The sequence below is a fragment of the Bacteroidia bacterium genome (genome assembly GCA_019695265.1).
In the GTDB taxonomy this organism is placed as follows: domain Bacteria; phylum Bacteroidota; class Bacteroidia; order JAIBAJ01; family JAIBAJ01; genus JAIBAJ01.
Genome location: JAIBAJ010000010.1, coordinates 42009 through 55938, shown reverse-complemented (window position 1 = coordinate 55938; position 13930 = coordinate 42009). Strand labels below are relative to the sequence as shown.

Annotated in this window: 5 protein-coding genes; all 5 read right to left on the bottom strand. The window is 45.3% G+C overall.

The genetic code is table 11. The annotated features are described in order from the left end of the window. The coding region (locus tag K1X82_03260; protein ID MBX7181108.1) for a GH92 family glycosyl hydrolase at positions 1-1760 on the bottom strand (1760 nt) is incomplete at its 3' end. 8 nt (positions 1761-1768) lie between these two features. After that, positions 1769-3073 (bottom strand): tRNA lysidine(34) synthetase TilS, encoded by a 1305-nt coding sequence (gene tilS / locus K1X82_03255; GenBank protein MBX7181107.1) that lies wholly within the window; start codon positions 3071-3073, stop codon positions 1769-1771. Positions 3074-3102: 29 nt separating this feature from the next. Further along, complete coding sequence (locus K1X82_03250) at positions 3103-3786, bottom strand: alpha/beta hydrolase (GenBank protein ID MBX7181106.1); 684 nt, start codon at positions 3784-3786, stop codon at positions 3103-3105. A 423-nt stretch (positions 3787-4209) separates the two neighbouring features. After that, positions 4210-5727, bottom strand: coding sequence for a T9SS type A sorting domain-containing protein (locus K1X82_03245; protein ID MBX7181105.1), 1518 nt, complete (start codon positions 5725-5727; stop codon positions 4210-4212). A gap of 59 nt (positions 5728-5786) precedes the next feature. Further along, entirely contained in the window at positions 5787-13547 is a 7761-nt protein-coding gene (locus K1X82_03240) for a hypothetical protein (GenBank protein ID MBX7181104.1), read from the bottom strand. Positions 13548-13930 lie beyond the last annotated feature (383 nt).

Genomic DNA, 13930 nt, shown 5'->3' with positions numbered 1-13930 from the left:
CGAAGTGGGATAAAATTCTTACGCAACTCTCTCACAAAAATCTCCTTGCCACCCATGAGTTCGATTAGTCCGGGAACATCGTGTTGCACGGCAAAGCGGTAAGTCCAGGGACCACCTTCGGTAAAACCGGACCGTTTTGTTGCTGCCCAGGAGCCATCGGCATTGCGCGGACTCATAAACCCTGTTTGGGAATTGAACAGGTTGCGGTAATTCTTGCTTCGGGCTTCCAAAACCTGTTTTATACTGTCATGACCGGCTATTCCGGCAACCTGTGCTTCGCAAAAATCATCAAAGGCACCTTCGAGGGTGTTGGCCGCGGCTTCGGCAGTTTTATCAACCGGCACATAGCCTAACTTTTTGTACCAATATAAACCAGAGCGGGCTTCATAACCCGGCCACAATTCCCGGTCGCCCCACCATTTGACGCTATCGCCGGCAGGTGGAACAAAGGCATTCTTCATACAAGCATCATAAGCACCCTTTACATCAATGCCTTTCACTCCTTTTACGAGTGCATCAGCCAAAACCGCATCGGCATGGGTGCCAATCATAATATTGGTGTAGGTTGGATTGGGCCATTTAGGCATGTAACCACCTTCGCGGTACATCTGAATGAGAGCGTTGCACATACCAGAAACATGTTGGGGTGCAATGAACAAAAGGAGAGGATGCAAAGCCCGGTAGGTATCCCACAAAGAGTAGTCGTTATAACTTTCGCCCTGATGAACTTTATCATCGAAAGCGCTGTAGTAACGTCCTTGCTCCGAAAATTTGCGGGGAAAAAGCAGACTGTGGTACATAGCCGTATAAAAAATCTCTTTTTCCTTTTTTGAATTGGTTTGGATTTGAAGGGAACTTAAATGCTGATCCCAAAGGCATGCACTTCGTGTTTTTACCTCTTCGAAATCTGCGCTAACAATTTCGGCATTCAGGTTTGCTTCGGCCTGTTCGAGGCTGATAAATGACGTTCCAACTTTAATTTCCACCAGTTTGGCATCCAAGGGAAAAACGAGTTTTACCCCACATTCATCACCTGAACATTCAATTGAACCTGGAAGATCGCCTAGTTGGTTCCAATAAGCGAATGCTAAAGCCTTCTGAGAATAACGAATGAAGAAATAGCCTTTAAAATTAGGCAAGGGCGGTCCTAAATGGGCCGATTCGCGGTCGGTGTTATACCCAAAGATTATCTGCTTCATGGTGTCGATTTTCACCCAACCTAGTCCGTTTCCCGGGTTACTCATGCGAAAGTTGAGGGTTGGATTTTCCTTTCCGGAAAAGTGAAACCGCAAAAAACCGCAAGTTGCCGTGGAGGACATTTCGGTAAAAACCTTTTGGTTATGGGTATGGTGGGTAGTAACGGCATAGTAATGGGGCTGTAACACTTCGTTATGGTGGGAAAATCGGGCCGAAGCAATCAGGTTACCTGGCATCTTATTTTCAAAATCCGGCATAACTTGCATAAAGCCATAATCGCCCATCCACATGGCGGGCTTATGGGTGGCACGGAAGCCCAGAATTCGTCTGTGTTTGTAATGATATAGCACCTTGCTGATGCGTCCCATGGCGGTGCAGGCGGTCCAATGGGTATTGCCAAAGGGTACAGCTACGAAGGGCGTGGTGCGGCCATGGAAAAGCCAACCTTTGGTACCGATATGGGGTTTTATATAGGCTTTAAGATCGGTTTGAGCTGAACACTTTTTAATAGTGTTGAGGAGTGCAATCAACAAGAGACAATAAACCAATAGAGACTTTTGCATGGAACAGATCAAGAAATTGGGTCAAGTTTCAGTACAAGAAGGTGTTTGGAAGTTGAATTGGGTAAAAACCGGCCATCGAGACGTTTGCCTACCACCCATACAATATCATCTCCGGAACAAAGCAACCAGGTATTATCTTTTTCAAATTTGCTCATTTTTTGATCGATAAAGAAATCGCTAAGCTTCTTTTTGCCTTTCATTCCGGAAGGGAAAAAATAATCGCCTTTTTGCCAATGCCTGAGCTTTAAAGGGAATTGCAATTTTTGACAATCCAAAAAGATGGCGCCAAGCTCTTTTATGGTTTCTTCGCTCACCGGGACTTCCTCACAGCTTAGACCCAGAGGTTCAATTTTTCCTCCATTTTCCAGCCAATATACTTCTTGAGGTTTTTCATCTGTTCTATTCCCAACCACTACCTTACCCTGATGCACCAAAGCCACGTAGGAGGTGTTTTCAATTTTTCTTCCATTTTCCTTCCCGTACCACAAATCTTTGGCCTGATTAAAAGTAAATTGATAGTTTTCCAAGTAGCGGAATAAAGCCATTAGTCCATCCGGATCCTCTTTCAATGCGGAAAGTTCAAGACCAGCCTTACCGGAATAATTTGCCGACAGGCTTTGTAAATGTTTTTCATAAATCAATGCAGCTCTTCTTCGGTAATCGATTTCTTTTTGAATAGCCTCATTCAATGCCGGGTTTAACTCTTTTAGCAAGGGAATAACCTTTAATCGAAGGAAATTACGTTGGAAGGCTTCATCTAAATTGCTTGAATCGTTTCGGTAAGTAAGTCTGTTGCTTTCACAATATGCAAGAATTTCAGACTTTTTAGCAAACAAGAGCGGGCGAACCAAGTAATTGCGTTTAGGAAGGATGCCCGTTTGGCCGGAAACGCCTCTTCCCTTAATAAGGTTCAACAAATAGGTTTCGGTTTGGTCGTCGGCATGGTGAGCGGTTAGGAGATAATTAAACCCATGTTGTTGCATTAATTCAGAAAACCATTCATAGCGTAGGTTTCGGGCGGCTTCTTCTATTCCAATTTTTTCTCTTTTGGCAAAGGATTGGGTATTGAACTGTTTGGTAAAAAGTGGCACATCCCATTGTTGAGCAGTTTGAATAACCCAGGATTCGTCCAATTGGGATTCGGTGCCCCGCAACCCGAAATTGGCATGAGCCAAGCTCACTTTATATCCACTTTTAAGCAATAAATGCAGCAAACAAACACTATCTGCTCCACCGCTAAATGCCACTAGCAGGTTATCGTCGGGACCAAAGAGGAGGTTTTGGCTTATATATTTTGAAAAACGAGAAATCATGGGCGGGTAAAGGTAAACAGGCTAGTTTATCACTTAAAAAAATCACGAATTTGAAACTCCAGATGGGCGGGGTTGACAGATTCAAACGGGTGTTTGGTATTGGGCAAAACGAAAAACTGGGCATTTGGAATGGATTTTACAGCGGAAAAAGTCTCTAAAATTCCTACCATTTTATCCTTATCTCCAACACCCATTCGAACAGGAACTCTTATGCCAGAAAGCCTTTCGGGAGTTAGAACCGGATTTTCACCCAGGTTGAGCATTAGTTGTTGGGTTAATTGGAGTAAACTTTCAAGGGAGTTAGAGCCATGAACTTGTTGAAGTTGTTGGAGAAATTCCGGAGCTTTTTGGCTAAGAAAATTTGTATTAAGGGTTTGAGTTTCAGAGAGTGCTTGTTGTGGATTCCAATCTATTTTAGTTGCCAGGGTTAACACTCCGTGAATTTTAGATGGCTCAATAGCTGCTGCATTCAAAGCCAGATACCCTCCCAAGGAATAACCCATTAATGCCACGGGTTGCTCTTCTAGCTCTAAAAATGAAAGCAACCAATCGGTAAGTGAGTTGACACTAAGTTCGGAGTTCAACATGGGCAAACCTGCATGACCGGGATAATTGGGTTGAAGAATTTGAAAAAAAGGGGTTAGTCTTTGGGTAAGTTGAACAAATTGGTGGGAACTACCCAGTGCTCCGGGCAAAAGAATCAGTTTTTTCATGACTTGCCCAAGGTATAAAAAAAGAAGTCCCGGCAACCACGCCAGGACTCCCAAACCCAATGAAAAATTACTACTAGAACTTGTCAGTTCTGACTATTGTAACAGGGGTTTATGAAAAAAGTTTCAAAATATAAGACATTTAATACTGAAATATCAAACAAAAAAAAAGCCTAAGTGATGTGCAAAAAGCCAAGAAAAAAACACCAATGTTCGGGGTTGCAGCCCGGGTAGGGATAGCATTGGAAAGCCCACAGCCAAACGTGGCGATAGCCCGGTTGGCGAGGACTTGAAACGAATAGCCCGACCATGAGCCTTACCAGGGTTTGGCAGAAGAACAAAATTGGTGCGAATGGGACCCGCCAAAAAACAAAAAAAGGGATATTCATACGAACATCCCTAATTTGAAGAAATACGATGAGGCAATTAATCTACAATCATTTTTTTGGAATATACCCTATTATCGGTGCTTGCCACAACCAGGTAAACCCCTTTGGCCAAATTATCATCGGAGCTAATTAGCTTAATACTGTGCTCACTTTCAACATAGGTAATTTTGGAGTAGAAGGTTCGACCGGCAATATCCTGAACCACTACCAACACCGGTTTTTCTTTTTCGAAACCTTTCAATTCGAGGTTAAACATATCGCCTTGGTTAGGGTTAGGGAATATTTCAATTCCTTGATCGACAGCTCCTTTAGAGAACTGAACAGGTCTGAGTTCGGAGTATTCGAATTGGCCATCGTTATCCACTTCTTTAAGGCGGTAATAGGATAACCCTTCGAAGGGATTGGGGTCGATAGCTGAGTAATTAAGCGTATTGTTGGAGAAATTAGCGGCATCCACTTTAGTTACTTCGCTGAAGTTTTCGCCATCTTGGGTTTTTTCAACCAGGAAGTAATCGGAATTAATTTCGGAGGCAGTAATCCAGGACAAGTCAACGTGGTCGCCATTTGCTCTGGCTTCGAACTCGATTAACTCAATTGGAAGAGGGTTTCCATTATCGGCCAACACCCATGAGTCATAGTAGTCGAGAGGGTTAGAAACAAAGATAGTCACTGTTTTTTGGGACACATCGGCGGTGTGGCTATACAACCAATCGCCCCAGGCATGCGAGGCTGTATTAAACCGTTGGGCAGCCAGGCGACTTTCATTAATAGTTGGGTCAAGTTCAGCGGTAAGGTATTTAAAGGTAAGGTAACCTTTGGGTTTGGTACCGTAAGTTCCTTGTTCGATGATGTAGTAACGGTTGGCAACTGAAGAAGATCCATCGGTAGCACCTGCATTCAGTTGAGTTACACCGGCAGCCCAAGGTCTGTTATTGGAAGGAGTACCGTAAGTGCTGAAGTTAATTTGTCCGGAAGCGTCGCCGGCATTGGTAATTTGGTAGCGAAGGCGAACATCGTTACCGGCTGATTTGATAAAAGGCACAATGTAATTGCCGGTAGCGCTTTTGGTTTTCCATTTAACGTATCCATATCCGGAGCTTGGGGTTCCACCACCGGGAGCTACCGTTGCAGGTCCGGTTTCGGCTAAAATTCCGGTTCCGGCAGCAAAGGTGATAGCAGAAGCTGCGGAATTTTCCAGCACCATGCTTTTGCTATTTAGGTTAAGAATACCTGCTGTAAGAACCAGGTTATTATTAACAGTGATATCAGATAAATGGGTTAGGTAATTGTTGGGACTAGATCCTGCGGTTTTGTTTACTTCCAGGTTATAGAAATAGGAACCACTGTTCATGGTAACATTTGAAGCGCTGGTGCTTTCGAAAATAACTCTGGATGCTACACCTGTAGATCCATCTTCTGCCCTAACAACTGCAGAGGACGATTCAGTCCAATCCTTATCCACATGGATAGTGCCTTCGATAACTACCGTTTGAGATTGGGCATTTTGGATGAACAAACCCAAACCGAGAAAGGCTATGTGTAAACTTCTTCTCATATGGCTTATAACTAAGGTTAATAATTAAAGTTGCAAAAATTCCGACAATCGACAGGTTTTTAGGGTTGAACGGTTACGCTACCCAACACTTTCATTTCCTGGCCGGAAGGAACGATCAATCTGCGGTCGTTTGGTGTTTTAATTGAAACATTGTAAAATTGTTTTCCAACCCCTACTCCACCGGTGATTACGGTTTGATTTCCGGTGCCATTAAACTCCACTGTACCGGTACTTGGAACGAAGGTTCCGTTGTTGGTCCAGTCGTTTGACACTTTCAACACGTTGCTACCAGAAACGGTAAGTGTTGCACCTGCTTCGATAAATAATTTTTTAGCGAAAGAAGTGGCATAGATTGTTGGTTGATTGCTACCGGATATGCAGGCATTTCCTACCCCACCGGTTCTGATAACCACGTTGTTGGTGGTAGCCGGTAAGATGCTTGGCAACAACCAGTTAACCCCATCGAATGACAACCAGTTGCCGGGCAAATCCCAACCAATAGAAGAAAGACCGGTCCAGAAGTAATCACCTGCTTGTGGTGAATAACCGGTTAAACCAAGGGAAGGATTTTGAACTGTCATGGTTACGGCGTTGGTTGTGGCACCTGTTCCGCAACCGGCGCTAGTTACAACGCAACGGTATTGGTAATTGTTCATAGCAGTTGTTGCACCGGTAATAAGTAAAGCAGGAGTTGTAGCCAAGGAATAAACACCACCGTTTGGAATATCGGAGAAGGTGCTACCACCATTAGTGCTTACTTGCCATTGGTAACTAGGCAATAAACCTACTGCCACTACGGCTATGGTTGCGTTGTTTCCAAGGCATAATGAAGGAGCGGTAGGTTGAGTTACGATTCCCAAAGCCGTATTGATGGTAGCTGTTACGCTGGAACGACTAGCTGTTGTACAACCATTGGCAGTTGCAGAAACATAATAGGTGGTGGTAGAAGACAAGGAAGGCGTGGTAAAAGAAGTACCTGTTCCAAGAGCGGAGCCTCCGGTAGAAGCGGCAAACCAACTGATGGTTCCGGCAGAGGAAGCTGCGGAAAGGCTTACCGTACCCGATCCACAACGGCTTCCGGCGGTAGTGGAAGTAATGCTTGGAATGGCATTGATAGTAGCCAAAACCGAACTGCGGGAACCAGTGGTACAACCATTTGCGGTAGCATCAACATAGTAAGTAGTTGAAGAAGAAATGGAAGGAGTGGTGAAGCTGGTACCTGAGCCAAGGCTTGCTCCTCCTGAACTGGCTGCGTACCAATTCAACGTTCCGGCGGAGGCAGTAGCACCCAAGTTTACGGTACCTGTTCCACAATTAGAACCGGGTGTTGTTGCGGTCACAGTAGGAATAGTGTAAATGGTTGCAAGGACTGCTGTTCGGGAAGCGGTAGTGCAACCACTGTTATCGGCACCGGCATAATAGGTGGTATTGGTGCTGATTAGCGGAGTGGTATAACTATTTCCACTTGCCAATGCAGATCCGCCTGAGGCAGCGGCAAACCATTGAACCGTTCCAACAGAAGCTGTTGCTCCCAAGCTAACGGTTCCGGGGCCACAATTAGAGCCAGGTGTGGAGGCCGTGATAGTTGGCACAGCAATGACTGTAGCCGTCACAGCGGTGCGAGAACCGGTGGTACATCCGCTAGCAGTTGCATCTACATAGTATGTGGTAGTTGTAGACAAAGAAGGTGTAGTGTAGGTAGTTCCGGTTCCTAAGCTAGATCCACCGCTTGAAGCTGCATACCAATTGATAGTTCCGGTTGAAGCTGCGGCGGTTAGATTCACTGTTCCGTTTCCACAACGAGATGCTGAAGTTGCACTTGAAATGCTAGGAATAGGATTAATAGTAGCAGTAACTGCTGTTCTTGAAGTAGAGGTACAGCTTCCGAGGGTTGCATCCACATAATACGTGGTGGTGGTAGCAAGCGATGGGGTATTAAAAGTGGCCCCTGATCCAAGGCTTGAACCTCCGGTAGATGCTGAATACCAGTTGATGGTTCCACCTGAGGCAGTAGCAGCAAGCGCAACCGAGGAGGTACCGCAAGCTGAGGCCGGAGTAGTACCGGTAATAGTTGGAATGGTATTGATAGTAGCCACTACAGAAACCCTTGGAGAGGAAGTACAACCGCTGGTGGTTGCATCGACATAATAGGTTGTAGTAGACGACAAGCTAGGGGTGGTGTAGGAAGTTCCGGCGATAAGGCTTGAACCGCCTGCCGACGCAGCATACCAATTAATGGTTCCGGCTGTTGCTGCTGCACCTAAAACCACTGAACCGGAACCGCAACGGCTGGCCGGAGTAGTGGAAGTAAAGCTAGGCATTGCAATAACGGTTGCAACCACCAAGGTGCGTGAAGCGGTTGTACAACCATTCAAAGTTGCATCTACATAGTAGTTGGTAGTTGAAGAAATAGATGGTGTGGTAAACGAAGAACCAGTTCCTAAACTTGAACCTCCGGTGGAGGCAGCATACCAATTAATGGTAGCAGAACCATTGGATGCAACGGCAGCAAGAGAAACAGTTCCACTAAAACAAACTTGTCCGTTGGTAACCGATGTAATGGTTGGAATAGCGGTTACGGTTAAAGTTGCCGCATTGGAAGTTGCTGTTGGGGAGCAACCTCCGGTAACTACACAACGATATTTGTATGAATTAAGGGCAGTAGTAATACCGGAAACGGTTAAACTAGCTGTTGTGGCATTGGAGTAGTTTCCACCATTTGAAATATTGGAATAAGAACCTCCACCATTGGTGCTCACTTGCCATTGGTAGCTAAGCGGACCAAAACCGGTAGCAGCTACAGTAAAGGTTTTTGAATCACCGGCACAGGCAGCAGCATCATTTGGATGGGTTGTTATAGCTGGAGGATTATTTACTGTAATAGCAACTGTTCCGGATGCCGAACATTGGGTAGTAAACATGATATCATCTAATGCAAAGTCGTTACCGCTTAATACTGTATTGTTGTTTACAATGGCAATTTCAGCCGAGGTATTAGAACCGGAGTTCCAGGTTGTACTGAATTGAACCCAGGAACCGGTGGTGTTGGGGCTGGTAATAACAGCACCTTGAACCACATTATTAATTCCAAAGCGCAGTTGGGCCGGGCTGCTAGCTACCACGCTAGAAATCCAGGTTGAAAAGGTGTAATCGGTGTTGGGAGTAACCGAAATGTTTTGTCTCCAAATTTCTGCCCCTGAAGCAGGAGCACCATTAATAACCATACAGTTTCCGCTTCCACCGTGACCGGTACCGGAAAAATGCGGGTGGTAAGTCACAGCATTGTTGGTAATGGCATAATCACCTTCAGGCCACAATCCGGTGTTTCCGCCTGAACTTGCCGCATTTGCTGCAGGGCTCACGTAAATGTAGTCGCTTGTAAAACCGGTATTTCCGGAAGAAAAATCACCATTGGTAACCAAGTTGGCAGTTGTAGTGCTACCGGTTAAGGTATAGGTGGTTGAAACAGTTGGTGTAGCAACCGGATTTGATATGCTGGCATTGCTCAATCCGGTAGAAGGTGACCAAGAATAGAAGCTAGATCCGGAAGCTGTAATATTTACCGAACCACCCAAACAGATAGTGGAAGTGGAAGGGCTAACGCTTAGGTTAACAACTGTATTGGTAATAGTAACTGATTGGGTAGCAGTAGCGTTGGTGGCATCTCTAACAGTAACCGTGTAAGTGCCAGCAGCAAGGTTGGAAATAGTTTGAGATGTTGAACCGGTGCTCCAGGAATAGGTATAAGGAGGGAAACCACCCACACCTGTTGCGGTGGCTGTACCAGCATTGGCAGAACAAGAGCTACCACTGGTAATAGATGCTGCAATTGGACCACGTACCACAACATTATAGGTGTTGGTACAACCTCTGCTATCGGTTATAGTAACCGGATAAGTTCCTACCGCCATTCCTGAGCGGGAAGTAGAGGTGGAGCCATTGTCCCACAAATAGGTATAGGGACCTGTTCCGCCAGAAGCAGATACTGTAGCAGAACCATCAGAACACCAACCGCAAGTAGCATTGGTAACTGTTGCCGAACCTGCAATAACGTTCGGTTGAGTTAGAGTAATATTATTGGTACCGGTACAACCTCTGCTATCGGTGATAGTTACGGTATAAGCACCTGCTACTATACCAGACTGATTTTGAGAAGTTGATCCATTGCTCCATAAGTACGTGTATGGCGCTAAACCATTGGCAACAGAAGAAAGAGTAATTGTTCCATTGCTTCCACCCGGACAAGAAATATTAGTACCGGAAATACTGGATGAAATAATAACATTGGTAATTACAACATTGGAAGTACTTGCAGTACAAGGGCCATTGCTAATAGTCCATCTTAATGTGGCGGTTGTTCCTGAAGTTAAAGTTACTGAAGATGTTGGTGAACTTGGTGTTGCTATGGTAGCAGAACCACTAACTACACTCCAGGAGCCGGTACCCACTGTTGGAGTATTAGCCGCCATGGTAAATACGGTATTGTTACAATTGTATATGGCTGCACCTGCATTGGAAGTAGTCGGAGTTGCAAAATTTGTCAATACTACATTATCTGTTGAAGTACAAGCTCCATTGGTAATAGTCCAGGCCAAGGTTGCAGAACTACCTACAGGCACGCCCGTAACTCCTGAAGTTCTTGAACTTGGGGTGGTAATGGTTGCTGTACCACTTACCACACTCCATGCACCTGTACCAACTGAAGGAGAATTACCGGCTAAGGTAAAGCTACCGTTGTTACAGTTGTTTAGATCTGTTCCTGCATTGGAAGTTGTAGGAACTGCACTATTGGTTAAAACCACAGTGCTTTGAGACGAAGCACAAGATCCGTTGGAAATGGTCCAACGTAAGGTAGCTGTTGCTCCTGCGGCTACAGTTATATTCGAAGTTGGTGAAGATGGTGTTGCAATAGTTGCAGTACCGCTTGCAACTGACCACAACCCTGTACCAACTACCGGAGTATTGGCAGCCATTACAAAGGTGGAGGTATTACATTGGGTTATATTTGACCCGGCGGCCGAAGTGGTAGGAGAAGCATCGTTGGTAAAAGTCACGTTTGCTCCGGTAGAACAAGCTCCATTGGTAATGGTCCAACGAACAACGGCAGCTGTTCCAACCGGAACACCCGAAACCGTTGTAATATTCACTGCCGGCAAAGCAATGGTTGCGGAACCACTTACCAAGCTCCAAGAACCAACTCCAACCAAAGGAATATTTCCTGTTGCAGTAAAAAGGCCATTGTTACATTGAGCGGTTGTTGTACCGGCCGTTGCAGTTGTACCCAATGAACTATTGGTAATGGTTACCGTGCTGGCTGATGCCGGACAACTTCCATTGGAGATAGTCCAACGTAAGGTTGCCGTATTTCCTGCCGCCAAGGTTACTGCTGAAGTTGCAGAAGCCGAATTCGAAATTGTTGGGGAACCGCTAACTACCGACCAGGCTCCTGTACCAACAGAAGGCACATTCGCTGCCATTACAAAGGCTGAAGTATTACATTGGCTGATGCTACTTCCGGCATTGGAAACAGTTGGAGAGGCATCTATGGTTGCGGTAACCGAACTTCTTGAAGCGGTGGTACATCCATTTAATGTGGCATCTACATAATACAGGGTGGTAGATGAAATAGAAGGTGTAGTAAAAGATGTTCCTGCTCCTAAACTTGAACCACCGGAAGAAGCGGCATACCAATTTATGGTTGCTGTTCCATTAGATGCGGCTGCAGCTAAACTTACCGTTCCCGCGCCGCACCTTGCTGCACCGGTAGTAGATGAAATGGTTGGTATGGAATTTACTGTTGCCACCACTGCGGTTCTGGAGGCTGGGGTACAACTGTTTAATGTTGGAATTACATAATACGTTGTGGTAGTTGAAATGGATGGAGTTGTAAAAGAAGTTCCGGTCCCTAAAGAAGAACCACCGGAAGAAGCAGCGTACCAGTTTAATGTAGCCGATCCATTGGATGCTGTGGCAGAAAGTGTAACAGTTCCGGTTCCACAACGCGAGCCACCTGTAGAAGTTGAAATGCTAGGGGTGGCGTTGATAGTAGCTGTAATAGCTGTTCTGGAAGCTGTTGTACAACCATTTAAAGTGGCATCTAAATAATAGGTAGTTGTGGTGGACAAGGAAGGTGTTGTATAGGTTGTTCCGGTAGCAAAACTGGATCCCCCGCTCGAAGCTGCATACCAATTAATTGTTGCTGTTCCGTTGGATGCGGCTGCTGAAAGGGAGACTGTTCCGGCATCACAACGACTTGCCGAAGTTGCAGTAGAAATGGTAGGTATTGCATTCACCGTAGCCACAACTGCAGTTCTTGCACTGGTGCAACTACCTAGCGTTGCAGAAACATAATACGTAGTAGTTGAAGAAATAGAAGGAGTTGTATAGGATGTGCCTGTACCTAATGAAGAGCCACCGGATGAGGCAGCATACCAGTTTAAGGTAGCTGTTCCATTGGAAGCTGTTGCTGTTAAAGTCAAGGTACCTGTTCCACAACGGCTTGCCCCGGATGAACTAGAAATGGTAGCTGAAGGATTTATTGTTGCCGTTACTGCTGTTCTGGAGGCAGAAGTACAACCCGCATTGGTTGCATCCACATAATAAGTGGTAGTGGAAGAAATGGATGGGGTTGAAAAACTTGTACCGGTTCCCAAGGAAGATCCTCCGGTTGAAGCAGCATACCAACTTAACGTTCCATTGGATGCTGTAGCACCTAAAGTAACACTACCCGTTCCACAACCGGAACCGGGCGTAGTGGAAGTAACGGTTGGAATGGTAGAAATGCTACCAGTTAAAGGCGAACTCGTTTTATAATCAAGGCAGTTTCCGGCACCACGAAGACTGAAAACTGCATAATAATAGGTTCCGCACGTTGAAATATTATCTGAAAAGGTGGTAGTAGCGGTATTATTTACACTAACTACAGTGCTGCTACCGATGGTATTTCCAACGGAATAGGTGGTTCCATCAACCGGTACATCGGTTACTGCCGAACCAATTCGTCTTAATACCAGATAACCGGTTGCCGCTGCCGAACCCGCTGCCGCTGCAGTAAAGGTTCCATTTGATGAAGAGGAACTTAACGATAAACTCAATGATGTAGGTGAGTTGGTAGGCTCACCTGTAGCAGTTGAAACAACCGCCGGAGAAGTAACACTGCCTGAATTCAATGCTTTACAAACCACCAATGCATATGACCCTCCACCAATTGTACCGGAATTGCTGATATTGCCGGTAGCACAAATTCGATTACATGAATTTGTACCTCCTCTGATAATACCTCCTGAGTTAACAGTTATCGAACCACTGATATTCGAAATGGAGGTGTTAACCACCATGGTCCCTTTAACCACTAAGTTCCCTCCAATACTTACCGTTCCACCCGCATTAAAGGTAGATGAGGAGTTTAAGGTGATATTACCACTGGCTGAAAAAGTACCAGAGTTGGTAAAAACCAAACCCGATCCAAACGCTAAATTAGCGGTGATATTGATAGTGCCTCCCGCGTTGTTGTTTAAGGTACCGCTATTCAAACCGGCAGTCGTTTTCATGGTTCCATAGTTCTGGATGATACCACCACCAATGGAAAAGCTATTCACAGTACCACAGTTTATGACCGTTTTACCGGAGGTTACATTGCTCAAAGTTCCAACCGTAACACCCGAAGCAATACATACTGTTGCCCCGCTCGGGACACTGTAGGAAGTGGTGTTTGTGGAGATTGTTACCGTACATCCCGTGGTACACTGGGAAAACGATCGTTGGTTAGTCAGCAACAACACAACAATCAAGGTCAGGGTGGTTAGTAAAGCTCTTTTCATGTCAAAATAGTCAAAAAGTTCAAAATGTTCAATCCAATGGAATTAAACAGGGCATTTATAGGCGAAAAACAGAAAAAGGTTTTAGTAAAACACCAAAATTTGGACGAACGACATAGTTTTTCAACTAAAAACTTGGGCAATTAACATCCGACTCTTCTATTTCTAACTTTGAAAACGATCGAGTTTCAGTGTTTTCATTTGGCGGGTCCCATTCGCAAAAACCGGGTCTGCAAATACAAATTTTCTGCACGCGAATGGTCGGGCTATCCGTTCCAAGTCCTCGCCGCCCGTGCTAACGCCACGGTCGGCTGTGGGCTTTCCACTACTATCCCTACCCGACGCTATCTCGTACCAAAAAGGTCAAATGAAGGTTGTGCTTTCTA

Bases quoted from the DNA above. Each gene is read 5' to 3' on its own strand.
- K1X82_03250 (MBX7181106.1), bottom strand. From the start codon at position 3,786: ATGAAAAAACTGATTCTTTTGCCCGGAGCACTGGGTAGTTCCCACCAA.
- K1X82_03240 (MBX7181104.1), bottom strand. From the start codon at position 13,547: ATGAAAAGAGCTTTACTAACCACCCTGACCTTGATTGTTGTGTTGTTG.
- K1X82_03245 (MBX7181105.1), bottom strand. From the start codon at position 5,727: ATGAGAAGAAGTTTACACATAGCCTTTCTCGGTTTGGGTTTGTTCATC.
- tilS (MBX7181107.1), bottom strand. From the start codon at position 3,073: ATGATTTCTCGTTTTTCAAAATATATAAGCCAAAACCTCCTCTTTGGT.